Source organism: Sorangium sp. So ce836, assembly GCF_028553905.1.
In the GTDB taxonomy this organism is placed as follows: domain Bacteria; phylum Myxococcota_A; class Polyangia; order Polyangiales; family Polyangiaceae; genus Sorangium; species Sorangium cellulosum_D.
Genome location: NZ_CP102233.1, coordinates 3751603 through 3777177 on the forward strand (window position 1 = coordinate 3751603; position 25575 = coordinate 3777177).

Sequence of the window (25575 nt, forward strand, 5' to 3'; positions counted from 1 at the left end):
ACGGGGGTCGGCGGAGCGAACGTGGCGCATTCAAGACGGTCGTCGAGGGGAATCCGAGCTCTTTTCCGCTCTCCCTGGCGCCAGCGATCGCGCTCAGCGGCGCGGGTGACGGACCGCCGTCAGGCGCACGTCGTTGGCGAGGTCGACGGGGACCGCCCGCGCCGTCGCGAGCTCGATGTCGCGCCGGCCGTCCGGCCCGAGCTGCCGCTCGAGCATCGGCCAGCTCAGGCCGGCTAGAGCGCCGAACATGTTGAAAACCATCTAATTCCAATGGTTTACGCCGCCTCCTGCATCAGCCGCTGGGCCGCTTCGAGGTTTTGGATCGCCGCTGCGCGGCGGAGGTCGAACAGGTTTCTCCTGGCGCCGATGTAGCGCGCGCTGTGTCCTTTCCGCGCTGCGATGTGGGCGAGCGCATGCTCCACAGCTGTCCGCTGCCGGAGCACCTCGCGCCCCGGCCCGGTCTGCTGCAGCTTCCGGAACTTGCGCTGCAGGGCTTCGTCCTTGGCGATCGATACCGTCCGACCTCGTCCGGAAGCGGCCTGGGTGCACTTAGCTCGCAGAGGGCACGCGCCGCACTCCTCAGGATCAAACTCGACCGTGTCGCCCGGTTCGAATACCTCGACCTGTCCTGCCGGACACGTGATCGTCTTGGCGCGCAGGTCGATCTTGAAGTCGCGCTTGCTGAACAAACCGGGGCTGCGAGCCCGCTGGCCCCAAGGTTTCGAGAACACCTGGCCGCCCGCGCGGAGCACGTCGTCAACGACCGGGCTGTTCACGTAGGCGCGATCGATGTGAAGCTCGACCAGACGTAGCCCCTGATGCTGGACGTCCTCGGCGAGCGGCGCGGCGCCCTCTTCTTCAGGCCGATTCGCTGGTGTGACGGCGCAGGCGACGATGACGGGAAGGTCAAGGTCGCGTGCGATGTGTTCCTTGTAGCCGTCGAACCGCTTCGAGCGGCTTTTGCGGCCGTGGCGCATCTCGACATCCTCAATGGAGACACGGCGGTCGGGCGCAACGCCTTGCCGGATGCGAATCGTGCCATCCTCGGCTGTTTCCAGGTCCTGGTTTCGAACCTGTGTGAGCGCATCAAGATAGGTGCGAAGTGGCTGCTCGACGACGTCGTCCAGATGCCGGTCCACCCACTGCTGCAGCGACGAGACCTGCCGCTCCAGGATCTGGACCGCCGCCGCTTTCTGCTTCGGGTCGCTCCAGTCGAGGTCGAGCCCGGCCTTGATGCTGGGCGCCAGAAGCAGCGGGATGCCCGCCTTGCGGCAGATCTCCTCGGCAGGACGCCCGGTGATCTTCGACACGACGCCGACGATGCTGCGCGCAGCATGGCCGAGCAGGTTGATCGTGTCCTCAACCCGCCCGGCCCCCGCTAAAGGGCGGCTGTCGATGGCCACGCGCAGCGCTTTGGACACCGCACGCCTCTCGCCCTCCGTCATCGCGCCGGACCGAACGAGCGCCACGGTCCGCTCCAGCAGCACTCGGTCCATCTCGTGCGCTACCATCCGCTCCCGGAACGCCTGCAGCGCGCCCTGCGAGAACGGAGGCGTGGCCGCACCCAGACAGCCGAGCACCATCTGCCAGCGCAGGTCGACGACGGACAGCTCCACCGCCTCGGCATCGGATGCGCCGACGTAGCCCTGGAGCAGCGTGACCATGCACATCAGCGCCGGCGGATGCGGCGGCTCGCCTGCCCCCGTCATCCGGTACATGCCCTCCAGCTGCTCCTGGAACGTCTCATCAAACAGCTCGTGCCGGTGCAGCCTGAGAAAGCCGAACAGGGCTCTCACGCGTGTCAGCCGCTTCATCAGCGACTGCTCCTGCCGCGACAGCTCCACCGGCGGCGACCATCGTTCCATCCGTGAACCTCCGGCCGCGGACGAGATCATGGCCCGGCGAGACGGTCGAGCCTTCCATCGAAGCGCCGGGGATTGTCACAAAATCAACCTGATCGGTGCTCTAGGGGTACGTGTCGAACGCCCACCATTCGGTCGCCATGTTGTCGTCGGTGATGATCGGGTCGCCCTGCGTCCGCTGCAGGATCGACTCCCGGCTTTCCCACGTGGGCCCGCCGCGCCAGTCCTGTTCTTTCAGCAGGTCGAGCTGCGCGGCGCGGCTGCCGGTGGGCAGCACGGGACGGCCGTCGATATGCCAGGCGTCGAGCTTTCTCTCGAAGCGCGCGCGGTCGATGGCGATCGGACCGTCGCTCGCGATCAGCATGTTCTGGTAGCGGACGGCGTAGAGGAACACGGTCGCCCCGGTCTTCTGAGCCGCGGTGGACATGGTGGTGTTGTAGTAGAGCGCGCCGCCAAGCTTCAGGTGCCGGCGGGACAGCTCCATCATCTCTCGGGAGAGCAACATCGAGGCATACGAGCGCCAGTGCACGATGGTGTTCTCGACGATGACGTCGAAGCGCCGCGAGGTCCGCCCCAGGTAGCGCCGGCCATCGTCGATGAGGAGCTCCACCTTGGGGTTGTCCAGCGCGCTCGCGACGACGGGCGCACGCCGCGCCGCCTCGACGAAGCCGGGGTTGATCTCGATGACGGTGAGGTGCTCGACGTCGGGGTCGTTCGCCAGCACCTGGAGCCAGGAGCCGGATCCGAGGCCGATCATGAGGATGTCGCGCGGCTGGGGGTGGAACGCGGACACCAGGTAGGCCCGCAGCACCCGGTTCTCGTCCTTGTCCGGCAGCGGGCTGACGTTGGCGATGCCCTCGTAGGATCCGCCGCCGTACACGGTGCCCGACCGGGAGACCGTGACGACGCCTTCGCGACGCTCGATGACGTCGGCGAAGCGACCGTGCTCGCGGTATTCCGGCCCGTAAAGGAGCTTCTCGTAGAGGTCGCCGTAGAGCGTCGGCGCCGACCCCACGAAGAACGCGATGGCGGCGGCCAGGAGCGCGCCGCAGAACACGCGCGAGCGCGCCGTCCTCGAGGCGGAGAGCATGAGCATCGCGCCGAGCGCGGCGCCCGCGATCGCGAGCGCCACGTTGAGCTCGCGCAGGGGCGAGACATCCAGCAGCACGAGGCCGGTGACCAGGCTGCCCAGCGTCGAGCCCGCGATGTTGCCGACGTAGACGTAGGACAGCCGCGCGCCGGCCAGCTCGTCCGCGGGGATCCCGAAGTGGCACAGGAGCGGAAACCCCGCGCCGAGGCAGGCGCTGGCGAGCGCGAAGACAGGCAGCGTCGAGGCCGGATCCACGCCGCGGCCGACGAGGTGCGCGACGGCGGGGGCCACGAGGAAGGCCGCGAGCGCCCCGGCGACGAGCACCCCGCCCACGCGGTAGAGCTGCCCGGAGCGCTCCGCCGCGGCGCTCCGGCAGTAGCGACCGGCGAGGAGCGAGCCGCCGGCCAGACCGGCGAGGTAGGCCGCGAGCAGAAGGCCGAAGGCCTCCGGCTCGCCTTCGGTCGCAAAGCTGTAGACCCGGACCCAGAGGACCTCGTGCGAGAGCGCCAGATAGCCGCCGAGCGTGGCGACGATGACGGCGACGAGGAGCCTCATGGCTCGCCGCGACGCCGCCGGCGCAGAACCATCACGAGCACACCGAGGAGGACGTTGAGCGTCGCGGCGACCTCCGTGGTGGCCCGGAGGCCCAGCCCGCCTAGCAGGTAGCGCGCCGCCAGGAAGGCGCCGAACGCCGCACCCAGCGTGTTGGTGAAGTAGAGGCTGCCTAGCGAGCGACCGACGTTCTGCGACCGCGACGTGGCGTGCCCGACCAGGAGGGGAAGTGTGGCCCCCATCAGCATGACCGGGGGCACCACGAGCAGGAAGGCCACCCCACCGGTGGCGACATGGCCAACGCCGCGCGTGACGCCCGCAATCAGGGCGAAGAGGGGGAGGCTGAACGCGCCGTAGAGGCCGATCCCGAGCTCGGCGACCGCGAACAGCGTCACCGCGGCTCGCGGGTGCCGGCGCGAGAGCACCCCACCCGCGAGGCTCCCGAGGCCGAGACCCAGCATGAACGCGGTGACGACGATCGTGACCGACAGGAAGTCGACACCGTAGATCGCGTAGAGCGCGCGCTGCCAGACGACCTGATACACCAGCGCTGCCGAGCCCGAGAGGAAGAACACCGGGAAGAGCCAGTGCTCCATGGCTTGCGCCTTCTGCTGCTCAGCGTCCGGCGGGGCGAGCTTGGTCGCGAGGGTCTGCGAGGGCATGCTTGCGGCCCTTGTGGGGGGGCCGGGGCCATGATGCCCTCGTAGAGCGGCTTGGCAAGCGCATTCTTCGGTGTCCGGAGCACCGCCCGCGGCCTCGCCTCGCCCGAGGACCAGCACGTCATCGTCGACGTCTTGGTCGCGGGCGAAGGAGACGGAGGTGCCGGCGCGCGTGAGGCCCGCGCCGGACTGCTCGATGATCGAAAGAACTCAAGATGTTGGCTGACCTTGCTGTGAGCGAAGTCACCGCCGTGACCTGCCGTGGCTTCCTGAAGGACGACGGCATCAGGAGAGCGATGGTGTCCTCCGTCCGGAGAGGCTTCGCTCGATGACGGGGACAGAGGAGAGACATCGGGGTTCCTTCTGTCTCTCTGTCATCGTGTTCGGGTGACAGGTTTACCCGATTGCACATGGCTACGCTGTGGGTATCGTTGCCGCTGGGAGACATTCCTTCGTTTGACGTCTTCAAGCGTGTCCACGTTTAGGACAGAGCATGGCTCCGTCCCTCGTTGAGAAGGAGAGCGCCATGAAGAACAGCGCGAGGAACCTCGTGGCGATGATCGTGCTCGGCTTCGGGGTCATGGCTCCGACCGGAACGGGGCCCGCCGGCCCCAGACCCTGCCGCGACCTGAGCGCCCAGTGGTGGCAATGGGCGACGTCGATACCGACCCCCGACAACCCGCTGACCGACACGACCGGGGAAAATTGCATGGTCGGGCAGCGGGGCGATGCCGGGTTCCTGGCCCATCACTTCATTGAAGGCCGCGACCGCGCGCGCCTCGGCCGCGGACCTGGAGAGTGCGCTATATCGCAGCCCCGACGACGTGCATCGTGGTCACCTCGACGATCCCGATCCGGATGCCCGAGGGACACGGCGGCGGCGACCACGGACGAAACCCTCGCTGTCGCCGAGACCCCCGCGTGGGGTGGAGGTTTTATCTGTTGAAGAGGGGCGCGGCGAGCTCTCCATCGAAACGAAGGATCTGGGCGTCACCAAGCACGCGACGGTACGCGCCTTCGTCGCCGCGCGGGGAATCTTGATTGGATGGCTCCGAGCAGGCTCTCCAGCCAGCTCGGCTCTGGCTCGCTGCACAGGACCGGCAGGTATGTGAGCGAAAAATGGTCCCTCACCGCTTCTCGCGCCCTGCGCACGCTGTCCCGATCTCGAGGATCGTATTCGACGAGCGCCGTCCAGCAGAGCTCGCCCTCGGGCTGGTGCGTTTCGTCGTCGCTCGTATACAGCGTCATCTTGCTCATACGGAATGAGCGCATCCTGCCAGTCGACGATGACGTTCGCATGACACGCCCGTGAAACGTGCGCGGTGGATTCCAGTGGTACTTCATCTGCGGTGCCTTCGGGTTACCTATGGGTGATTGGGCGCATCCAGAACATCGAAGCCCTTCCATCGCGCGCCGTGCCGCGCGTAGGATATCGGCGAAACAGAGACCTCCCGCCTTGACGGTGAGCTGGAAGCGGAGCCGAGATGCGGCGAGACGACCCTCGTCATCGTCCAGGTGAGCCAAGGCGAGTTCTGGGGGGCCAGCGTGGGGGACTCGGGCGCGCTCGTCTGAACGATCGCGCGCAGTGCTACGCGGTGCCGTCCATGCAGTGGACGTTCCCGAGGTGCGGAAGATGGCCACGATCATCTTGGCACCACAGCAGGCCGATGTGAGCATCTCCCAAGGCGGCTTCGTGGTGGACTTCGGACTCAGTCGGGGACCGTTGTCGTATTGGCCGAAGCTCGCCGCACCTACGCTGTACGCTTTGTGCCGCTCTCATCTTGGCTCGAGGGAAGGACGAGCAGGCAGCCGAACCCTCGGCTGCAGCTGACCCGGCCCGCAAAGCCGGGCCGGGCAGCTGAGCCGAGTTGTTTGGCCGGCAGAGCGCGGGACGCAGGCGCGATCCCGACACAGGCGGCAGCGCATCGAACGGCCCGGCAACGGGCGGCGAGCGAAGGAGATTCGCTCGCCGCTCTGCCGCCGGGCCAGGCGCCGACCCCGATCGGTGATGCCGCCGGCCCTTCACCGCGGGCGACGCGGCGGCGGAGGGCGCTCCGTTGGGCCACACCGGGGCCGCCCTCGGCGGCGAGACGGGCGGAAGCTATCAAAATTGCTATTGTTTCCAGCGACCGCTCGTCATCGGCCGTTTTTTCTGGCGGGACTCTTCCGCGGGGGCGAACCGTCGCGATCCGTTGGATCCTCCGGGATTTGGGGAGAGTGTGACGGCGGATCGCACCCCCTCGGGAGGCGTGGGCCCAACCCGGGCCCGACCGCCGGACCTCGGGCCCGGGGAGTTCGCGATGGTCGATCCGTCGCCTCGGGCGGCCGTTGTCGCCTCGCTCGCCAGCTCCCTGAGCCGCGCCGTCGCCCTCGGGGACGAGGTGGGGGCCCGGGTCGTTCACGAGGCGATCGGTCGGCTGCTCGGGCTGCCGGTGGCACCGGAGGGGTGAGCAAGCTTGGGCCGAACGTCGAGCCCGCCGCTCGCGTCGACTCGCTGCCGGAGCCTTGCCGCTCGCCAGTGCCCGCAGGCTCTACTGGGATCGCCCGCGCGCGGCGGTTGCGTGCCGAAGCGCCCCGGAGGCATCCGGAAAGTGATGCCGGCAAGCACCAGGCCTGTGCCGGGAGGCAAGCGTGGCGGCGTGCGCAGGCGACGACCCTCTCGCCGCGATGCTGCATGGCGACGCCATGGCGGAACTGCGGACGCCACGGGGAGCGGTGGGGAAACGAGTGGCGAAGCGGCTCCTGCATGCTGGCACTGAGGCGGCACGCGCACCATGCGCCTCGGCGCCAGAGAGCGCAGATGCAAGCACGTGCCTGGCACGCTGCTCATCCATGGTCCCAATGAGAGGCATGATCATCACCTGCTCGGTGATCGGGAGCATCGGCGTGGACAGCTCCGCTAGCCGGCTCTGCTGCACCCGGATGATCTCCGCCTGCAACGCTGCGCGCTCGCGCTCTGCGTTCTCGCGCGGCGACATATCGAGCGCGAGCCGGGGGCTCGGCGAGCGCCTCCGCCGCCGCGGCAGCGCGCGTCGCGGCCCGCCGCCCCCCGGCCCTCCGCTCCGCGATGGCGCCGCCATGGGCGATAGCCCGGCGGGTTGTCGAAATTCGCGGCGACAACGCGCCCTCACCGCGTGGCGTGCGGCGTGCGGTGTCGGCGCCGTGTGGCCAGCGCGGCTCGCACCACGGGCGTCGTCTACGAGCGCCGTCGCCCCGAGAAGACGACGCTCTACGAGATCGTGCGCGACAACGTGGAGACGCTGTACGGGGCCATCGACGACGGCGCCATCGACCGGCGAAGCGGCCGATCGAGCGCGTGGGTCGCGGCTCGGGGCTGCGCATGCGCCGGGTCGTCGGCGCGCCGCGTGAGCGCGTCCGTCACGGCGCGCGCGCCCGTCAGCGGGGGCGCTGGAGCGCCGCGGCGGCGCATGGAACTTCGAGCATGGAAGACGCGAAGAAGGCGCACATCCGCCCCCGCAGGCGCGCCGCGGAGGGTGACGTCACGCCTGGATCCGCTGCCCGGCCCGGAGCGCTCCCCGCTGCTTGAGGAGCCACGCGCGCGCTTCGGCTTCCGTCTCGAAGAACACGAGCAAGGGGAACCGCTTCGTGAGGAGGTTGATGCTCTTCACGATGAGCGTCGCCATGACGCGGATATGGAAGCCCGCTCCGAAGACCGCGATCCTGTCGAGGCGCGCCGTGCGCAGCCCGTCCAGGTACACCTTGCGCGCCGCCGGCGTGACCGCCCCGCAGCGACGCGCGTCGGCGAGCACCAGCACCTCGCGGCCGCTGTCCGTCAGGCGCTGGAAGGCGTCCACGAGCGCGCGCGCGTTGTCCTCCAGGACATCGCCGTCGGTCGCGATGACCAGGAGGCCGTCGGGCTCCTCGCGGAGCTCGAAGCTCGCGCCCGCCGGACGGGGAGCGCTCATGCCAGGCATGGTAGCCCATCCCCGCGACGCGCGTCCTGCGCGCCGGCGCTGCGCCGATGGCGCGCGCCTCGGCGGGCGGCGGGCGTCATGCGCCCTGCCGCCGCGTGGCCCGGAGCGCGTCTCGCTGGGCGAGCAGCCACGCGCGCGCCTCGTCCTCCGTGTCGAAGAACGCCAGCGGATAGACCTCGCCCGTGAAGAATTGCACGCTCCTCGAGGCGAGCGTCGTCACGACGCGCACGGAGAAGCTCGCCCCGAAGCTCGCGACCCCGCCGAAGCGCACGCCGCGCAGCTCTTCCGCCAGCGCGCTGCGCGCCGCCGCCGTCAGGGTCCCGACGCGGCGGGCGTCGGCGAGCACGAAGACCTCGCGACCGCTCTCCCACACGCGCCGGAACACGGCGCAGAGAGAGCGTGCGATCTCGTCCGAGATATCCCCCTCGATGGCGAAACAAAGAATGCCGTCGGCGTCCTCGCGGAGGAAAGGGCATGCGTCCTCGGAATGGGGCTCGCTCATCTCCAGCAGGCTAGCGCATCGGGCTCACGGCACGACGAGCGCTCGTGGGGCCGGCGCGGGAGAGCGCTCGCCGGGTGACGCGCCTCACCGAGCGCCGCTCCGCGCGCTGCCGCCGAGCGCGTCGCCCGGCGCGTGAGCCCCCGCTCAGCGCCGGCGCCGGCGCGCGGCCAGCGAGGCGCCCAGCGCGCAGCCGAAGGACGCGGCGGAGCTCGCGGCCGCGGCCGCCGGCGCCGCGACGCGGCAGCCGCACCCGCCGTCGTCGACGCCGCCCCCTGTGCCCTCGGCGGGCGCCTTGCCTCCGGCGCCTCGGCCTCCGCTGGCGCCCTCCGCGGCGGCCCGGCACGCGGCGATCTCGTCCGGCGTGCCGATGCACAGCGTCGGCTTGCGCGAGTCGCCTTCTTGCAGGCCGTTCACCACGATCACGGCGAGGTCATCGGCGCCCGCCATGTCGACCAGCGCCGCGCCGGAGGCGACGTCGCCGGCGCGCACCACCTCGCCGTACACACGGCCGCGCCGTGGTGCGAGCAGCAGCGCGAGGCCGGAGAGCTACACCGAATCGTCCGCGGGCGCCGCGAGCGCGGCCGTCATGGTCGCGCGTCCGGCGGGGGAGACGCTCACCTGCGAACGCGCGAGGTCGGTCAGGTCATAGAGCACGCCGTCGGGCGGATGCTCCGAACCCTGACGCCGCTCCGAACGCATGCGTGGCGGCTATCGAGCGGTCGACAGACCGCGCCGAGCTCTTGCGCCGCACATTTGCGATCGATGTCCTCGAGTGCCCAGCTTGCAAGGGGCGGATGAAGCTCGTCGCCATGGTCACCGAGCCCCGGAACATCGTCCGCTTCTCTCCGCGCTCGGCGAGCCGACCGATGTTCCAGCACGCTCTCCCAGCGTCCACGCGGCGGCCACCGTACTGGATTTGTGGAGATCGTGAGCGGTGAGGACGGGCACAGGGCGCGGAGCTTAGCGCAGCGGCCGCCGCATGGGCCCGCTTTGCGGAGAGGGCGCGGTCGACGCGCTCGGGGCGGTCGATCGCGCGGCGGCCCCGTGCGGCGCGCCGCTGGGCAGGACGAGCTCGCTGTACCACGGGTCGCTCTGGCCGGGCCAGCACCGACTCCCGATCATGGCGCTCGTGGAAGCGCTCGCGGGAGACTCGTGGAAGCGCTCGCGGGAGAACCGCTTCGACGTGGTCGCGCACGTCGCCGTGTAGGCCAGCGGGTCGCCTGAAGGCGCGCCCACCACCGCGCGGTGGATGCTGCCGAGATCCTCCGGGTCGAGGAGGACTGCAGCTCGACGAACACCACATCTCGCGCCCATGAACGAGGTCGGCGCGGATCCGCCTCGGCGTCCTCGTGCTCACCTCGCGGCTGAGGAGCCGCCAACCACGTACAAGGAACGCGATCTCCGAGGATGGATCCTGGTCCCAGAGGTTTCCACAGCAGCTTGGCGTGATCCCGCCATCTAGATTGGAAACTTTCGCCCTGGACGCCACTTGACATGCGGCTCCTCGCTGTGATGCGATGTCCATCAGGTCGCGCAAGGACTCGATGTGACCTGTCGCGTCGCATCGCTTCGGGGGGAACAGGCACGTGATGCGCTGGCCGCTTGTCCCGCTGCCGACTCGATCGTCGTGATCGAGTGGGCCGCCTCCGGACGCCGGGCGCGCATCAGGTCTGATCTGCGCGCAACGGTGCCGCGCGCGACCGCACGAACACGTACGAACGAGCGACAACGTAGCAGGGGGGCCTCATGACGATGATTGGGCGAAACTGGGCAGTGGCCATCGGGCTCATGCTGACGACGGCGGCATGCGGCTCGAGCGATCCGGACGCGGCGCAGACAGCCGCGCCCATCCAGCGAACGCCGCTTCCTCGGAGCGAGTTCATCCCGCTCGAGATCGAGGCGACCATCGACGAGCTCGTCGCCGAGATCAACAAGAGCTCGATCGAACCGATGCAGATCGCGGTGTTGCTGAAGTCCCTCGACGGCTTCTTTGCGCCGATCGCCACGGGCGCGAGCCGAGCCATGGGTGAGCTCGGGGCCTCTGGGAGGGCCACGGGGAACGTGCTCGCGCCTTACAGTACTGAGACAGAGCTGGAGGAATTGACGAAATTCCAGACTCAACACATCGAGCAGTCGGTGGCGGACGGCGCCGAGGGGATAGTCATCACGCCCGTCGGCGAAGGCAACGCGGCCGCGCTCGACGAGGCCATCGCGAAGGGGATCCCCGTGGTGACGCTCGACGCCGACCTGGTGAGCTCGAAGCGCCAGATCTACGTCGGGATACTCAACGAGTATGCCGGGGCCCTGGCAGGGAACACCCTGCTCAAGATGCTGCCCGAGGGGCCGGGCACGGTGCTCATCCACGGCTGGGCCGACCCGATCTGGGTCGACGGTGTCAATCGAACTCAGGGCGCCAGGGACGTGTTCGAGGCAGCCGGTTACCACGTTCTGGTACATCAGTCCATCTATCATGACCAAGCCAGGGACGTCGAGTTGATGAGAGGCGAGATCGAGGACGCCGACCCGCCCGTCGTGGGCCTGATCGGAATGTTCATCGACTCGTATCGATGCGTGCTGGCCGCGGACGCCGCGGACGCGCCGGACCTCCCCATCGTCACCTTCGACTTCGCGCCGGAGACCGCCGGTTATATGCGCCAGGGTCGCATCAAGGCCACGCACGTCCAGCGGCAGTACTACGAGGGTACCTCGGGCCCTACATCGTCTACGGCATCAAGAGCATCGGCCTCGACGCGATCAAGGAGATCCTCGCGCCGCAGCTCGTCGAAGGCAGCCAGTTCGACCTCGGCGTCGACGTGGTCCCGTGGGAGAAGGTCGACGCTTACAACGAGTTCCTCTACGAGGTCGGCGCAGAGCAGTAGCGGCGCGCAGCTCGAGGAGGATCTGCTCCTCGCCGCGCTCGAGGTCGTCGCCGATCCTCCGGACGTGACTCCCCCCGTCGGGCTTCACGCTCGTGCACGACCAGCCGTCGTCCACGAGCGACGGGCCCGTCCACGCCATGCGAAGGTCGTGGGCTCGAGCGAGCCTGCCGAGTACACGTTCGATGTTCCGGCGGGCGTCCCAGGACCGACCCATCACGACGCTCGCGGTCCCACCATTTCGGTTTGCTGCGCTACGCTTCCTCGCGCTGCAATCCGGCTTCTTTTACCTACGCGCCGCAGGGGAAGCTGCTCAACTCGCACCTGCGGGAAATTTTCGGCGAGTGACGCCGACCGTGCGCGCGGGACGATCTTCGTGGTTGATCTCGTGGCGGCGCACTCGATGCCGTGATCGGCGCTGCGCCGCGCGCACAGCGCCGCTTCGCCCATGTAGAGCGCGTCGTAAGAACCGGTGAGCGGCGGTGCTTCTTCGTCCAGGTAGAAGCCCCAGCAACGCAGCTCGCCGTTCAAGAGCAGCCCGCAGCTGTGGTGGACGCCGGCCGCCACAGCCTTGAACGTGGCGGGGCTGTGTGCGGCCGTTTGCCAGTAGTCCGAGCCGAAGCAATCGATGTCGCCGTTCGGGCGCAGCCCGCAGGTGTGAGTCCCGCCGGCCGCAACCGCAACGAACTTACCGCGCCGCGAACTGGCCCGAGCTGTTGTCACCCCAACACTGGTAGCTGCGGTCCGCGCGAATGGCGCACGCCGAGCACCCGCTCTGAGGGGCGAGGCCGTCGAACTCACCGCTCGGCGCATCCGTCAGCGGCTTCACCAAGGCGCCTTCAGGCACAAAACGGCCGACAAGTCGTCATCGACCGTTTCTCTGGCGGGACTCTTTCGCGGGGGCGAACCGTCGCGATCCGTCGCTTCCGCGGGGATCTCGGGAGAGCGTGGCGACTGATCGCACCCGTTCGGTGGGCGTGGACCCAACCCGGGCCCAGCGGCCAAGCCCCGGGCTTGGGGAGCTCGCCGTAACCGATCCGTCGCGTCGGGCTGCGGTCGTCGCCTCGCTCGCCAGCACCCTATGCCGCGCCGTCGCCCTCGAGGATGAGGTGGCGGCCCGGATCGTTCACGAGGCCATCGGTCGGCTGCTCGGGCTGCCGGTGGCACCGGAGGGGTGAGCAAGCTTGGGCCGCACGTCGAGCCCGCTCTGCCGCGGGTTCGCGCGGCTCCGGTGCGAGCGCTGCGAAGAGAGTCGGCTGGTGGCCTTCAGCTGTAAAGGACGCGGTTTCTGCCCGTCGTGTCTGGGCCGACGCATGTGTGCCACCGCGGCGAACCTGATCGAGGACGTCCTGCCCGAGGTGGCGCACCGTCCGTGGGTGTTGACGCTTCCGTGGCGCCGTCGGTCATGGTCCTCGACGCGTCCGGCGGGTACGATGTCGGCCCCTCGGTGACGTTAGGCCCCGCGGGGAGCGCGCGCCCGCTCTCGTTCGCGTGGCACGGGCCTTCGGCGCGGCTGACGTTCGCCATCGACAACCAGCTCCTGCCGCGGAGCTCCGGGTTCACCGAGCAGATGCCGTGCATCACGGTGGGCATGCGACGAGCATGCGCGATGACACCGCCGACGTTCACGCTGCGACCGCCGCGCCGTCGCGAGGTCTTGATGAATCATCGCTCAGACGTCCAGGTGCTCGTCGGGCGGCGTCGAATGGACGACTCTCTTCGTGAAGAGCACTACCTTACCAGCGTGGTGTAGACAATATTGTACAGCCGAGTGAACTCGTTGGATCTGCTGGTGAGGTGGGGGATCGGCGGCGGCCGGGCGCAGGCTGGCCTCGCGCGCGAGCGCCACGGGGGCGCGGAGCTCAGCCGGTCAGACTTTCGCTTCCTACCCGGGACAGGTAGATTTCGACATCATGTTGGCTGTCGCCACCAGTCGTTCTCATCCCATTGGTGCCACACTTCTGCTTGCCCTGCTCCTCGCCGGCTGCGCTCCGCCGGCGGCGTCCGCGCTCACAACTTGCCAGGCGCTCGCCGCCGCGCGCCTCTCGCGCAACGCGCCCCTGGTCGGCATGCTCGCGGGCTCGCCCGACGCGCTCGCGCGGGCCCTCGCGAAGGCCGCGGGTGACCCCGTGACCCAGGGGCCGCGCGCGGCGGCCGACTTCACGGGGCGTCCGGTCACGCGCTGGGACACGGGCGAGGGGCGCGTCGAGCGCTACAACGACGAAAACGGGAGCTTCCTGCTCTTGCGCTGGTGGAGCAAGCGTCACTTCACGCCCCTCGACGGCTCGCGCGCCGAGAGCGACATCGCCAGCGTGCTCACCGCGCTCGGGCTGACGCCTGACGCGCCGCCCGTTCTGCGGCAGCAGCCGGACCGCCTGACCATCCACGTCTCCCGATCCTACCGCGGGACACAGCTCGTCTACTACAAGAGCGACCTCGACGGCGCATTGCAAGCGTACGAGATGGAGCGTGGCAACGAGCCCGAGGGCCTGCGCGCGCAGATCTCGGTCGGGCCGTTCTTCGACCTCTCCAAGGTGACGACGACGATGTCCAGTGAGGACGCGAAGCGCGTCGGGCTGCTCGCGGCGCGGTGCCTGCACGGCGCGCCGGACGACGCGACGTCCCGGAGCCAGCCGATGTTCGGTATTGCCAACGAGACGCTAGCATACGTAGTCGGCGTCGGCTGGGGTGACGAATGCGAAGATCAACGCTACGTCCAAATACATGTAGACGCGGTCACCGGCGCCGTGGCGGACCCCGGCGTTGTCGGCTCAGGCTGCATCCAATGACGCTGGTCCTCTACCGAGGTTCCACCGAGGTTTTCATCGCCCACGTCACCCGGAGCACCACGGACACCGCCTGCCCGAGGAGCTGGCCGAGGAAGATGCCTTCGTCGCCGGGGAACTGCGCCTCGAGGCTCGCCTCGGCGAGCGCGAGCTGGGCCGCGTTCGGGCGGCGGGCCGCGCCCGGGCACTTGAAGCGGAGCTTCATCTTCTTGTGCCTGATCTCGACGTCCTCGGCGATGAAGCCGCCGCTGGCGCTGACGGTCACGAAGCCGCTGCCGCCGGTCGCGTCCCCACGCTGCACGCCCGCGGCCGCGCCGCGCTTCTGAGCCACTCCCCCGAGCTGTTCTCGTCGGTCGTGCCGCTCTCCCAACCGGGGGCCACCGTACTGGGACGGCGTTGACATCAGTACATGATGCCTCCGGCGTCGCGCGATTTGATCCTCCAGGTCCGATCGACGATCTTCACAAATCCGCCGAGCTTGGCCACGTCCGCTCGGACTTCTTCCTTGAACTTCTCGTCGTCGCGCTCACCCCGGATGTCTTTCGTGGCGTGGAGCTCGCGCCCATCGACCCAGAAGCAGCACGGCCCAAAGTATCCGGGGCCATTCAGGTCGATGGTGAGGCGCCTCTGGGAGGGCAACTCGTCGACGCTGACCGTGCACCCGCTGTTCGCTGCCGGCGCGCTAGATAACGGCGAGGTCGTGCGGCAGCTAAGACGTGTAGCCCTCGGCAGAAAAAAATCATTTATTCGCGGGCTCTGATAAGGGTGCTCAGCGCCTGGCCGTGGGCTATACGATCTTCGGCTCGTGTCGGATGCACGGAGTCAACCCGCTCGCGTGGGCGACAGACGTCATCGGCACGCTGCAGGCGGGCTGGCCGCGCGACCGGCTGGACGAGTTGCTGCCCGACGCATGGGCGAGATCGTCGCGTCCTGCTCCGAGCGCCGGCGACGCCGACGCGACCTGAACAACGCGAGCTTCGGCCGGCGACGCGGGCGGATGCCGCCTCGCCGGGCTCCCTTGCAAGTCCACGCGCGCCCGCGCCGGGTCGTGGGCCGACGCCGCCCCGCGCCCAGCATCGTCGACCCCGGCGAGCGCCGCAAGGGGCCGTGCCCATGGCGATGGCCGGGCGCTTACGCCGCGTCGTGGTGCCATTCGTTTTCGATACCAGGCGAGGTGATTGCGCCGGGGCGAACCAATCGCCGGGGTTACGCCGCGAGCTCCTCAATTTCGGCTCGAACGGCGTGCGCCGCGAATCTGATCGAGCGTTGGTGGCGTTCGCCTTTCGATTTCAGCGGAGGTACGGGCTCAACGCCTGGAACCAAACATCGGCCATGCGGTTATACCCTGCCTGGTTCGGGTGGAGATTGTCGGCGAGGAGGGACTGCTTGTAGTTCGTGTCGTCGGTGAACGCTGTGTACATGTCCACCAGCACGATGTGCTGCCCCTTGCTGACGCGCGTCGAAACCAGGTCGGGCATGGCCGCGTTGTAGGCCTTGATGGCGTTGTTCGTGCCGTCCGTTCTCGACGGCACGATCTGCGCGAGCACCACGAGGATGTTCGGATCACGCATGAAAATCGAGTCGAGCAGCTTGCCCAGGCGATTCGGTGCGTCCGCAATGTTGATGTTACCGTTGATGTCGTTCGTTCCGATCATCAACGTAATGATGTTGGGCGCGTAATTTGGAATGCTGGTGCCCACGAGCTTCGCGATGCCGTTGTTGCCTTCGATCGTCCAGCCGCCGTGACCCTCGTGGTTCCTCGGGAACGTCACGCCGTCCACCATGGGCACGCTGTAATCATTGGCGGAACCGACGAAGGTGATGTCGCGGTCCGCTTCGAGCGCGAGGTGGAACAGCGGGGCGCGGTAGCCGCCGGCGACGTTGAAACCCTGCGTGATTGAATCGCCGAAGGGCATGATCTTACAGGGGCCGCTCGCCGGGCAGGGCTGGAATGCCGGGCCGCCGCCCTCGCCAGCGCTGCCCCCTGCGGCACCTCCGTCGCCCGCGGCACCTCCGTCGCCCGCGGTACCTCCGACACCGTCGGATCCGCCGCCCATGCCACCCGAGCCCGCTCCGCCGGCGCCCCCGCTGGTCGCGCTCGACGCGGAGCTGCCGGGCGAGTCGCCGCCACCCGCCGCTGTCCCGCTGCCGCTCGTGGTCCCGGAGCTGGTCGTGCTCGCGGTTCCGCCCGTCGTCGTGCCCGGCGAGTCGGCGTCGTCACTGCACGCTGCGACGAGCAGCACCACACACGCGAGGACGGCGGAAGAAGAGAATTTTAGTCGGTGTACGAGCATGTGCTACGCATAGCACGATCGCGTGCTCCACCGCGATTGTGAGGCGCAGCTTGTCGAAGTTTCCGTCATCGTTGAACGATTTCATCGCGAGGGGAAGTGCGTCTGGACGGCGGCGCTCTTCGCGGCCACGCGGCGCCCGAGCGCGAACGGCGGTTACACCGTAACCACCCGACCATCGCCATGGGCACGGCCCCTTGCGGCTCTCGCCGGGGTCCACGATGTTGGGCGCGGGGCGGCGTCGGCCCACGACTCGGCGCGGGCACAGGCGGTCCTGAAAGAGGGCCCGGTGAGGTGGCCTCCACCTGTGTCGCCGACCAAAGCGCGCGTGGTTCAGGTCGCGTCGGCGTCGCCGGCGCTCGGAGCAGAGAGCAACGAGTTCGCCCAGGCGTCGGGCAGCAGTTCGTCTAGCCGTCCGCGCGGCCAGCCCGCCTGCAACTTGCCGATGACGTCCGTCGCCCAGGCGAGCGGGTTGACTCCGTGCATCCGGCACGAGCCGAAGATCGTGTAGCCGATGGCCAGGCGCTGAGCGCCCTTGTCGGAGCCTGCGAACAAGTAGTTCTTTCTTCCGAGTGCGAAGACCCGATCATTCTGCCCATGTCGACCTGCGCTGCGTGGTGCACTACCGTTGGCACCCGGCGTATGGCGAGCGGGTTCAGGTGTCCTACCGTGAGCACCGCCAAGGCGAGCTCGTCGCCGTCTGCGAGATGGGTGACGGTACGCGGGAAGTCCTGCCTGCTTGGATGCTCGACCGCGTCGCATGCGCGCGGATGAGCATCGGCGCCGCTCGGCCCAATGTCCAAGCGTTGATAGACCTCCGCGGCCTGCTCGACGACCTCCGTTTCCGCTGCGCTCCCCCAGCACCCGACCATGGTTCGACCGATGACCAGGAGGGGAACCATGAAGCCGATCCAAGCGCCGCTGCCGCCATCGACAACGACGCCGCCGCCGAGCCAGCGACCATGCCTGCCGCCCGAGGCTTCCGCCGAGAGCGTCGAAATTCTCGCAGAAATCCTCCTCAGCGCGGCCGGCAGCATGCGCCGCAAGGCGCAGGAGGTAAGCGATGAAGCCAAGTGACCTTCCGCAGAGCGTGGTAGAGCGCCGAGCCGTCGTCTACGTGCGGCAGTCGACCGGCGTGCAGGTGCACGACAACCAAGAGAGCCTGCGTCGGCAGTACGATCTCGCTGAGCTGGCCCGTTCGTACGGGTTTCGCGATGTAGTCACTATTGATACGGACCTCGGTCGCTCCGCCAGCGGTACGACCGAACGGCCTGGATTTCAGGCACTGGTGGCCCAGGTATGCGAAGGAGGCGTTGGAGCTATCTTCTGCCTGGAAGCGTCCCGCCTGGCTCGCAATGGGCGCGACTGGCACCATCTTCTCGAGCTTTGCGGCCTTGTGGGGTCCCGGGTGATCGACGCCGAGGGCGTGTACGATCCGAGCCATCCCGACGATCGACTGCTGCTTGGGCTCAAGGGCACCATGAGCGAGTTCGAGCTCACGGTGATGCGCCAGCGCTTGGTCGAAGGAGCTGTTTCGAAGGCACGTCGAGGCGAGCTCCGCGTCGCGGTGCCGGTCGGGTACGTCTGGTCGAAGGAGACGGGACTGGACCTGGATCCGGACCGCCGCGTCCAGGAGGCTGTCCGGACGGTATTCCGCTTCTTTTCTCGGTTGGGCAGTGCGAGGCAGGTGCTACTCGCGATGTGCCGTGATCATATACTCTTTCCGCGCCCCGAGGACCCCAAGCGACCGGGCCGCGTGGAGTGGAGGGCGCCGGCATACCGCAACATCATCGCCATATTACAAAGCCCGTTCTACGCCGGTGCTTACGTCTATGGCAAGTCCGAGCATCGAACCCGCCTGGTCGATGGAAGACTGCATACGACCTACGGCCACGAGCGCCCCATGGACAAATGGACCGTGCTGCTGCGGGAACACCATCGCGGCTACATCACGTGGGCCAGATTCGAGCAAAATCAGCAGTGCCTCGCCAGAAACGCCTTTCGCAAGGCCGCTGGGGGCGCCAAATCAGGCCGCGGTGGCCGCGCCTTGCTCTCGAGGCTCTTACGGTGCCGCCGGTGCGGCCGCATGCTGGGAGTAACCTATGTAGGCCGCAGCCCCGGCGTGGCGCGGTACGCCTGTCGCGTCGGTCATACGATGCATGGCCTCCAACCATGCATCACCTTTGGTGCTCCGAGGCCTGATCTTGCCGTTGGTCGCGAGCTCTTGGCCGCGGTAGAACCCCTGGCGATCGATGCTGCCATCCAGGCAGAGCAGCGAGCGAGGCAGGGCATGAGCGAGCGGAGGCGTGCGTTGGAGCTGGAACGACAACAAGCCGCGTATGAGGTGCGCTTGGCCGCTCGCCGCTACGAGGCGGTCGATCCGGACAATCGGCTTGTTGCCGCGGAGCTTGAGGCGCGGTGGAATACTGCTCTTGCGCACCTGCACGACTGTGATGCCCGCTTGGCCGCGGACGTGACCGAGCCAGGCGCGGTGCCTGATCGTGCGACGCTGCTTCGACTCGCTGGCGACCTGACGGCGGCGTGGAACGCGCCAACGACGACGATGGCCATGAAGCAGCGACTCGTGCACGCGCTGATCGAGGAGATCGTCGCCGATGTCGATGAAGCTACGCGCGAGGTCGTGCTGCTCATTCACTGGCGCGGTGGGCAGCACTCGGAACTGCGCGTCCGCAAGCCAGCGTCAGGAGAGCACAACCGACGTGCTCCCGAGCAAGCCGATCAAGTGATCCGCTCCATGGCCACCCGCTGGTCCGACGAGCACATCGCCGCAACCCTCAACCGGATGGGCCTGCGGACGGGCCAGAACAATTTCTGGAATGCCCGTAACGTCCAATCCTACCGAAGGACGGCGGGCATCGCCGCCTACCAATCGGCGCACAAGGACGGTCGATGCCTTACGATGCATGAGGCGGCCCGCGTGCTCAAGGTGACCGACCATGTCATCCGCAAGCTGATCCGACAGGGAACTCTCCCGGCACACCAAGTTGTCAAAGATGCGCCCTGGCAGATCATGTTCGACGACCTACGCTCGCCCGCAGTTCTGGAAGCGTTAAGCCGCCGTCGCGTGCTCTACCGGCGCCCGTGTCGAGAAGTGCGCGGTGGCAAAAGGCGAACGATTACGACCACTTGAAGGAGTGACGCACAATGACCCCCCCATCGCTACACGTCTTAACTGCCGCTCGACCTCGCCGTTATCTATCTCGAAGCGTCCATCCGTGAGGCTGCGCCGCCACGCAGCCTCCTGATTGATGGCGTACTGGGTAGCGAGGCAGAGCGGCGTGCCTGGTACGAGCCGAAGGTGCAACTCGTGAATCCACTGATACAGCTCGTCCACAGCGGGAAGCGACCGCTCCTGCCGGCGCGCCAGGCGCTCGTCCGTGGACAGCGCCTCCTCCTTGCAGGCTGCCTCAATTCGGTAGATGGCCTTGAAGTACGAGAGCGCCACCGCGGCCCGCGTGTCGCCGCCCTTGGCCGCCTTCTCGAACCTGGCGCGGATGTGCATCCCGCAGCCAAGTCGACGCTCCTCGGGCACGATCATCTCGCCGCCTTCGCCTCCGCGGAGCATCGCGCCATAGCCCGCGTACCCATGGCCCTGCAAGTAGCCGGTGAAGCCCTGCAGCAGCGCGGCTGGATGCTTCGCCGTCCAGTCCGGTGCGTACAGGAACGCCACGAGATCCGCCCCGACGAAGGCCCAGATGTGGCCTCGCTTCACGCCCGCCGGATGATCTCGATCCAGCCCCCGCATCCCCGTGTCATCGGCGCGCAGGTAGGACGAGCCCAGCACCCGCTCCTCAAGCCTCTCGGCCACCGGAGCGAGCACATCGAGCGCGAAGGCGGGCCAGTCTCCCAGTGTCGACGGCGACAGAGGCACGCCACCCGCGCGACCTTCATCACGATCAAGCTCGCGAACAGCCGCACGGAAACGTGGATCTCTGGTCCTCCCCCGCTTCCGTCGACACCCCCGACGGCACCAGGAGGCAGGGATGGGACGGAGAAAGAGGAGGGCGTTCACGCCCGAGTTCAAGGCGGAGGCGGTACGGCTGGCGAAGGCGAGCGACCGGAGCATCGGCCAGGTGGCGAAGGACCTCGACCTGACCGAGACGGCGCTGCGCGACTGGATCAAGCGCGCGGACACCGACGCGGGCCACGGCCCGCCGGGGGCGCTGACGACGCCGGAGCGTGAGGAACTGCAGCGGCTGCGCCGCGACGTGAAGCGGCTGGAGATGGAGCGCGAGATCTTAAAAAAAGCGGCGGCCTTCTTCGCGAAGGAAAACGAGTGAGGTTCGAGTTCATCGACGCGGAGAAGGCGCACTACCCGGTGCTGGTACTGTGCGCGGTGCTGCTCGTCTCGCGCAGCGGCTACTACGGGTGGGCCAAGCGCTCGGAGTCCGCGCGGGCCAAGTCCGACGCTCAACTGAGCGCACAGATCAGGGCCGTGCACCACAAGAGCCGTGGCCGCTACGGCAGTCCGCGCATCCACGCGGAACTTCGTGCTCGCGGCATGCGTGTCGGCAAGAAACGGGTCGAGCGGCTGATGCGAGCTCAACGACTCGCGGCTCGGAGGAAGCGGCGCTTCCGCCGCACCACCAACTCGCGGCACAACGGCCCGATCGCCCCGAATGTGATCGAGCGGCAATTCGATGCTCGAGCGCCCAACCAGGTCTGGGTGACGGACGTGACGTACATTCCCACCGGCGAGGGCTGGCTGTACTTGGCCGTGATCCTGGACCTGTTCTCGCGCCGCGTGGTCGGCTGGGCCGCGAGCGCGTTCAACGATCGCGCCCTGGCGCTCACCGCGCTCGCGTTCGCCTTGGGAACGCGGCGGCCGGCGCCTGGGCTGGTGCACCACTCGGATCGTGGCAGCCCCTACGCCAGCGACGACTACCGGCTCGTGCTCGGGACCCACGGGCTCATCCCGAGCATGAGCCGCGCCGGCGACTGCTGGGACAACGCCGTGGCCGAGAGCTTCTTCGCGACGCTGAAGGCGGAGCTGGTCGAGCACGAGCGCTACCCGACGCGAGCGGCCGCCATCGCATCGATCGGAGACTACATCGAGAACTTCTACAACCTGAAACGACGGCACTCACGGCTCGCCTACATGAGCCCGATCGAGTTCGAATTGAAGACCTACGTGACCGCGCGCGCGGCATAGTGAGACTGTCCGCGGAACCGGGGGAGGACCACTCCGATCGGACCGGGCATAAGTCGAGCCGTCAGATCCACCACTACAAGCGCGCGGCGCGCAAGGTTGCTGAGCTCGGCTTGGGGGACTTCGCTCCTCTGGACGAGGCGAACCCCGAGCTGAACGGCAGGGGCGGCCGTTTAGGTGGAAGTGATCCCATCCTCCGCCCCGACGTCTCAGAAATCCTGGCGGGGTGATTCCGCGGGGACGAACCGTCGCGATACGTCGGATGCCCCGGGATTTTGGGAGGGCGTGACGACGGATCGCAGCCCCTAGATGGAATGAGGCAGCCCACGGCGCGCCTGGACCCATGATGCCGACCGTACCGACCCAAGCCTCTGCTCGACGCGTTCGCGCGGCGGGGCCTGCGAAGACAGCCCGCCGCACCGTGGAGGTCGGCCCATCGGCAGCCGAGGGTGCTGGAGTGCTCGGAGGCGTCAAGGGTTCGCGAGCGGAGCTCGCCGGCTCCGCCGCCCTTGACTCCCCCTGCGCGCTCCAGCCGGACAAAGCTGCGGGCGATGGGCGGACGGAGGCCTCCGGCGGGGGCTCCAGGCTCCGGAGAGGAGCGAGCAAGAAAGAGCCGCTCGGAGCAGCGAGCAATGTGGCTGACCTCTCGCCTGCAGGGTTGCCTGCGGGCACCCCCACGCGTTCGAGGACGCAGAAGACGGGGGCCCAGGAGAGGTCAGCCATGCGAAGTGTAGCGCTGGATCTGGGGGTCCATGAGATCTCATTCTGCGAGGTGGCGGGCGGGGCCGTGGTGCTACGGCGCACGGTTCGCTCGCTGGATTCGCTGCAGGATCTCCTCGGCCCGTCGTCCTCGCCGGCCCGGGTGGCGATCGAGGCCTGCCGCGAGGCCTGGGCGGTGCACGACAAGCTGCGCGACTGGGGTCACGACGTGCTGGTCGTCGACACCACGCGAGCTCGTCAGCTCGGCATCGGCCAGCACGGCCGCAAGAATGACCGCCTTGATGCCGAGGCGTTAGCGCGCGCCGTCGAGCGCGGGGGCATTCCACTCGCACACGTGCTGTCGCCTCACCGGCGGGCCATTCGCCACCAGCTGGCCGTCCGGCGCGCGTTGGTTGAGACGCGGGCCCAGTACGTCACTACCGTGCGCGGCATCCTGCGCGCTTGCGGACACAAGCTCGCGAGGTGCACCACCGAGGGATTCCTCACGGTGCTGAGCGCGGCAGCCTTGCCGGCCGAGACTCGCCAGCTCGTTGGACCTCTGGTGACAGCGCTGGAGATGCTCACCCCTCAGATCGCGCTGGCCGATGCCGCGCTCGAGCAGCTGTGCACCCACGAGCCGGTGATCGTGCGGCTGACCACGGCTCCCGGCGTGGGGCTGGTCGTCGCTGCCGCGTTCGTCTCGGTGGTGGACGAAGCCAAGCGCTTTCACCACGCCCACCAGCTCGCCTCCTATCTCGGCCTGGTCCCCCTGGAGGACACCTCCGGGGGGCGCGGCAAGCAGCGGCTGGGCTCGATCACCAAGCAAGGCAACGGCTATCTGCGCGCGCTGCTGACGCAGGCCGCGCACACGATCCTGCGGCACAAGAGCGGCGACGACCCGCTGCGCCGATGGGCAAAGGCCATCGATGAGCGCCGGGGTCGCCACGTCGCGGTCGTGGCGCTGGCGCGGCGGTTGTCGGGGGTGCTGTGGGCCATGTGGCGCGACGGCATGGTCTACGATGCGCAGAGCGCAGCGGTCGCTTCGGCCAAGGGCCTGCGGCTGCAAGCACAGTCGATCGAGCAGCAGGCGCAAAGCATGAAGGAGGCCGCGGCCAAGGCGCGCCGCCGGCAGCGCTCGATCGACAAGGGACTCGGCGTCGCTCGGGCAACGGCTCGGTCGAGGCCGGTCTCGACCTCAAGGAGGGCCTCGATGCACTGACTTTCCCCCTACGGGAACGTGCGCCACGAGCGCGTCACGCTGGGAGCGTGAAAGAGGGCCACGTGGATGAGCGCGGAAGCCTTCCGGGTGACCGGCCTGTGGGTCGAACATGCCGTCCCCTAGAATGCGCCTCCACGGTCCCGTTTCGGACCCCAGTGTGCATCCAGGCCACCAGGGCGACCGCCGGCCTGTGAATGCGGATCGTCGATCGAGCCACAGCTCGCTCCTGCGGACGCGACGAGGCGCTCAAGCACAAGCGGAACGACGCCCGACCAGGGCGAAGGGAGATGTCCATGCCGAAACGACCTGCACTGACGACGCCGAGCGCCGCCGCTGCCGAGCCGAAGCCGGCCAGCCGCGCAAAGAGAGCGCTCAAGCCCTTGACCTCAGGGCTGCCTCATCGTCGGAAGGCGTGGGCCCAACCCGGGCCCAAGCGTCAAGCCCGGGGCCTCGGGAGCGCGTCGCGACCGATCCGCCGCCTCGAGCGGTCCTGCTGGCCTCGCTCGCCAGCATCCTGAGCCGCGCCGTCGCCCTCGGGGACGACGTGGCGGCCCGGGTCGTTCACGAGGCGCTCGGTCGGCTGCTCGGGTTGCCGGTCGCACCAGAGGGGTGAGTCCGCGGCGCAAGCGCTCGCTACGAGCGTGGAGGCCGCGAACAGCGCGTTGTTCCGCGCCCGCTCCGCGACCGGCAGCAAGATCGGCGGGGCGGAGCCGGTCGACATCGCGAGGACCACGCAAGTGGATCCGCGTCTGCTCGAACAGTACGTGCGCGCCTTCGAGGAGGCGAACCTGGATGCCCTGGTCGCGTTGTTCCACGAAGACATGCGCACCACCATGCCGCCGGCGCCAACCTGGGTCTCCGGGCGCGCCGCCAACGAGCGCTTCTACCGGCTGATGTTCGGCAGCATCGAACGAACCGTCTCAGGGGCCAGCTCACGATCTGCGCGAGCATGCGCTCCTCGGGAACGACGTCGCGGCGAGGTGCCGGCAGCGCGCCTGGATCTTCCGAGGCGCGCTGCCCCGGGTCACACTGCGGTGTAGCCGCCGTCCACGGTCAGCTGCGTGCCGGTCATGTACGACGACCAGTCGGACAGCAGGAAGACCGCCGGCCGAGCGATCTCGTCAGCGTGCGCGTACCGCTTCATCAGCGTGGCCGCGCCGAAGGCGTCGAGCACCTGCTCGCCGCTTTGCATATGATCCCAGATCTCGGTCTCCACCGGGCCGGGCAGGATGGCGTTGACGCGAATCTTGTCCGCCGCGTAGTCGATGGCCGCAGACTTGGTGAGGCCGACGATCGCGTGCTTGGTCGCGGCATAGACGCCGAACCCGGGCGCAGAGACCGTGGAGGCGATCGAGCCGCAGTTGACGATCGAGCCGCCGCCGCCCTTCTTCATGACAGGCACTTGATACCTCATGCACAGATAGATGCTGTGCAGGTTGACCTGCATGAGAGCGAGGTAATCGGCGACCGGCACGTCCGCGAGCGGCCCGAGCGCGGTGGCGATACCGGCGTTGTTGAAGACGCTGTCCAGCCGCCCATGGGCCTCCACGGTGCGCTCGATCAGAGCCTGGATGTCCGCCTCCACGGTGACGTCGGTGCGGACGAACAGCGCGTTTCCACCCTCCACCTTGATGCGGGCCACGAGCGCGTCGCCCATCTCCTGGCGTCGCGCGGCCAGCACCACCTTGGCGCCGGCCCGCGCCGCCGCGATCGCTGTCGCGGCCCCGATTCCCGATGTGGCCCCGGTGATCAAAACGACTTTATTGCTGAGCATGGCAATATCAACTCCGTGTAATAAGTATTGGAATGGATCGAAAGACTGGCTGTCTCCAGCTGACGGGACGACGGCGAAAAGGAGCGGCCCGAGGGACCGCCGGTGCTCGTCGCGACGTTCGCGGCGCCGCGGGCTCGCCTTGACGAGGTCGAGGCCGTCC

26 protein-coding genes and 1 pseudogene are annotated in these 25575 nt (G+C 68.4%); 12 read left to right on the plus strand and 15 right to left on the minus strand.

The genetic code is table 11. The features are described 5' to 3' along the window. Nucleotides 1-93: 93 nt before the first annotated feature. The 4 genes from NQZ70_RS13895 to NQZ70_RS13910 form a co-directional block, all read right to left on the minus strand. Nucleotides 94-249: a hypothetical protein gene (locus NQZ70_RS13895; RefSeq protein WP_165373949.1), complete on the minus strand. Its 156-nt coding sequence runs from the start codon at nucleotides 247-249 to the stop codon at nucleotides 94-96. Between the two features lie 26 nt (nucleotides 250-275). Next, complete coding sequence (locus tag NQZ70_RS13900) at nucleotides 276-1865, minus strand: IS1182 family transposase (protein WP_129572542.1); 1590 nt, start codon at nucleotides 1863-1865, stop codon at nucleotides 276-278. Nucleotides 1866-1965: 100 nt separating this feature from the next. After that, entirely contained in the window at nucleotides 1966-3507 is a 1542-nt protein-coding gene (locus NQZ70_RS13905; protein ID WP_129574635.1) for a methyltransferase domain-containing protein, read from the minus strand. Beyond that, entirely contained in the window at nucleotides 3504-4166 is a 663-nt protein-coding gene (locus NQZ70_RS13910) for a fused MFS/spermidine synthase (protein WP_129574636.1), read from the minus strand. The genes NQZ70_RS13905 and NQZ70_RS13910 overlap by 4 nt, the downstream gene beginning before the upstream one ends. Nucleotides 4167-6463: 2297 nt before the next feature. Here NQZ70_RS13910 and NQZ70_RS13915 point away from each other — a divergent pair. Then, entirely contained in the window at nucleotides 6464-6613 is a 150-nt protein-coding gene (locus tag NQZ70_RS13915; protein ID WP_165373950.1) for a hypothetical protein, read from the plus strand. A 1050-nt stretch (nucleotides 6614-7663) separates the two neighbouring features. Here NQZ70_RS13915 and NQZ70_RS13920 read toward each other — a convergent pair. The 4 genes from NQZ70_RS13920 to NQZ70_RS13935 form a co-directional block, all read right to left on the minus strand. Beyond that, nucleotides 7664-8089, minus strand: coding sequence for an STAS/SEC14 domain-containing protein (locus NQZ70_RS13920; protein WP_129574637.1), 426 nt, complete (start codon nucleotides 8087-8089; stop codon nucleotides 7664-7666). A gap of 85 nt (nucleotides 8090-8174) precedes the next feature. After that, nucleotides 8175-8600, minus strand: coding sequence for an STAS/SEC14 domain-containing protein (locus NQZ70_RS13925; RefSeq protein WP_129574638.1), 426 nt, complete (start codon nucleotides 8598-8600; stop codon nucleotides 8175-8177). Between the two features lie 144 nt (nucleotides 8601-8744). Beyond that, nucleotides 8745-9104: a hypothetical protein gene (locus NQZ70_RS13930; RefSeq protein ID WP_207217838.1), complete on the minus strand. Its 360-nt coding sequence runs from the start codon at nucleotides 9102-9104 to the stop codon at nucleotides 8745-8747. A gap of 42 nt (nucleotides 9105-9146) precedes the next feature. Continuing rightward, nucleotides 9147-9299 carry a hypothetical protein gene (locus tag NQZ70_RS13935; RefSeq protein ID WP_207217839.1) on the minus strand — a complete coding sequence of 51 codons (153 nt, stop codon included), beginning with the start codon at nucleotides 9297-9299 and terminating at the stop codon, nucleotides 9147-9149. A 280-nt stretch (nucleotides 9300-9579) separates the two neighbouring features. Here NQZ70_RS13935 and NQZ70_RS13940 point away from each other — a divergent pair, with 280 nt between their 5' ends. After that, nucleotides 9580-9807 (plus strand): hypothetical protein, encoded by a 228-nt coding sequence (locus NQZ70_RS13940; protein ID WP_129574639.1) that lies wholly within the window; start codon nucleotides 9580-9582, stop codon nucleotides 9805-9807. A gap of 539 nt (nucleotides 9808-10346) precedes the next feature. Next, a complete protein-coding gene (locus tag NQZ70_RS13945; RefSeq protein ID WP_237245292.1) occupies nucleotides 10347-11888 on the plus strand; it encodes a substrate-binding domain-containing protein in 1542 nt (513 codons plus the stop codon). Between the two features lie 98 nt (nucleotides 11889-11986). Here the strand turns inward: NQZ70_RS13945 and NQZ70_RS53340 are convergent. Further along, nucleotides 11987-12289: pseudogene (locus tag NQZ70_RS53340) on the minus strand (hypothetical protein); the annotation flags it as partial. A 446-nt stretch (nucleotides 12290-12735) separates the two neighbouring features. Here NQZ70_RS53340 and NQZ70_RS13950 point away from each other — a divergent pair. The 3 genes from NQZ70_RS13950 to NQZ70_RS13960 all read left to right on the plus strand — a co-directional run bounded on the left by NQZ70_RS13950 (nucleotide 12736) and on the right by NQZ70_RS13960 (nucleotide 14265). Then, complete coding sequence (locus NQZ70_RS13950) at nucleotides 12736-12927, plus strand: transposase zinc-binding domain-containing protein (protein ID WP_408022418.1); 192 nt, start codon at nucleotides 12736-12738, stop codon at nucleotides 12925-12927. Further along, the gene (locus NQZ70_RS13955; RefSeq protein ID WP_165373701.1) at nucleotides 12849-13229 is read left to right on the plus strand and encodes a hypothetical protein; all 381 of its coding nucleotides are present in this window, start codon (nucleotides 12849-12851) and stop codon (nucleotides 13227-13229) included. Before NQZ70_RS13950 ends, NQZ70_RS13955 begins: the two co-directional genes overlap by 79 nt. Nucleotides 13230-13389: 160 nt before the next feature. Beyond that, entirely contained in the window at nucleotides 13390-14265 is an 876-nt protein-coding gene (locus tag NQZ70_RS13960) for a hypothetical protein (RefSeq protein ID WP_129574643.1), read from the plus strand. A gap of 10 nt (nucleotides 14266-14275) precedes the next feature. Here NQZ70_RS13960 and NQZ70_RS13965 read toward each other — a convergent pair whose 3' ends face one another. Both NQZ70_RS13965 and NQZ70_RS13970 read right to left on the minus strand, forming a co-directional pair. Continuing rightward, on the minus strand, nucleotides 14276-14593 hold the full coding sequence (locus tag NQZ70_RS13965) for a hypothetical protein (RefSeq protein ID WP_129574644.1): 318 nt from the start codon (nucleotides 14591-14593) through the stop codon (nucleotides 14276-14278). A 71-nt stretch (nucleotides 14594-14664) separates the two neighbouring features. Beyond that, nucleotides 14665-14901 (minus strand): hypothetical protein, encoded by a 237-nt coding sequence (locus NQZ70_RS13970; RefSeq protein WP_129574645.1) that lies wholly within the window; start codon nucleotides 14899-14901, stop codon nucleotides 14665-14667. Nucleotides 14902-15074: 173 nt separating this feature from the next. Here NQZ70_RS13970 and NQZ70_RS13975 point away from each other — a divergent pair, with 173 nt between their 5' ends. Then, on the plus strand, nucleotides 15075-15227 hold the full coding sequence (locus NQZ70_RS13975) for a transposase domain-containing protein (RefSeq protein ID WP_237245293.1): 153 nt from the start codon (nucleotides 15075-15077) through the stop codon (nucleotides 15225-15227). A 324-nt stretch (nucleotides 15228-15551) separates the two neighbouring features. On the opposite strand, the gene NQZ70_RS13980 is transcribed toward NQZ70_RS13975, so the two are convergent. Together NQZ70_RS13980 and NQZ70_RS13985 are read right to left on the minus strand one after the other, a co-directional pair. After that, a complete protein-coding gene (locus NQZ70_RS13980; RefSeq protein WP_165373951.1) occupies nucleotides 15552-16556 on the minus strand; it encodes an SGNH/GDSL hydrolase family protein in 1005 nt (334 codons plus the stop codon). A gap of 330 nt (nucleotides 16557-16886) precedes the next feature. Beyond that, entirely contained in the window at nucleotides 16887-17108 is a 222-nt protein-coding gene (locus tag NQZ70_RS13985) for a transposase domain-containing protein (RefSeq protein WP_237245294.1), read from the minus strand. Nucleotides 17109-17453: 345 nt separating this feature from the next. On the opposite strand from NQZ70_RS13985, the gene NQZ70_RS13990 reads away from it, so the two are divergent. Beyond that, entirely contained in the window at nucleotides 17454-17630 is a 177-nt protein-coding gene (locus tag NQZ70_RS13990; RefSeq protein ID WP_165373952.1) for a hypothetical protein, read from the plus strand. After that, a complete protein-coding gene (locus NQZ70_RS13995; protein WP_129574647.1) occupies nucleotides 17617-19704 on the plus strand; it encodes a recombinase family protein in 2088 nt (695 codons plus the stop codon). Before NQZ70_RS13990 ends, NQZ70_RS13995 begins: the two co-directional genes overlap by 14 nt. On the opposite strand, the gene NQZ70_RS14000 is transcribed toward NQZ70_RS13995, so the two are convergent. Further along, entirely contained in the window at nucleotides 19624-20445 is an 822-nt protein-coding gene (locus NQZ70_RS14000) for a transposase (RefSeq protein ID WP_165373953.1), read from the minus strand. The genes NQZ70_RS13995 and NQZ70_RS14000 overlap by 81 nt on opposite strands. A 112-nt stretch (nucleotides 20446-20557) precedes the next feature. On the opposite strand from NQZ70_RS14000, the gene NQZ70_RS14005 reads away from it, so the two are divergent. From NQZ70_RS14005 to NQZ70_RS14015, 3 genes are all read left to right on the plus strand, one after another. Beyond that, a protein-coding gene (locus NQZ70_RS14005) for an IS3 family transposase (protein ID WP_129572590.1) occupies nucleotides 20558-21726 on the plus strand; the annotation gives its coding sequence in 2 pieces (ribosomal slippage) (nucleotides 20558-20810 and nucleotides 20810-21726; 1170 coding nt in all). Nucleotides 21727-22444: 718 nt separating this feature from the next. Further along, complete coding sequence (locus NQZ70_RS14010) at nucleotides 22445-23641, plus strand: IS110 family transposase (RefSeq protein ID WP_129572584.1); 1197 nt, start codon at nucleotides 22445-22447, stop codon at nucleotides 23639-23641. A gap of 641 nt (nucleotides 23642-24282) precedes the next feature. Further along, nucleotides 24283-24681: a nuclear transport factor 2 family protein gene (locus tag NQZ70_RS14015; protein ID WP_129574650.1), complete on the plus strand. Its 399-nt coding sequence runs from the start codon at nucleotides 24283-24285 to the stop codon at nucleotides 24679-24681. On the opposite strand, the gene NQZ70_RS14020 is transcribed toward NQZ70_RS14015, so the two are convergent. Beyond that, nucleotides 24666-25415: an SDR family NAD(P)-dependent oxidoreductase gene (locus tag NQZ70_RS14020; protein WP_207217840.1), complete on the minus strand. Its 750-nt coding sequence runs from the start codon at nucleotides 25413-25415 to the stop codon at nucleotides 24666-24668. The two genes, NQZ70_RS14015 and NQZ70_RS14020, sit on opposite strands and share 16 nt — an antisense overlap. Between the last annotated feature and the right edge of the window lie 160 nt (nucleotides 25416-25575).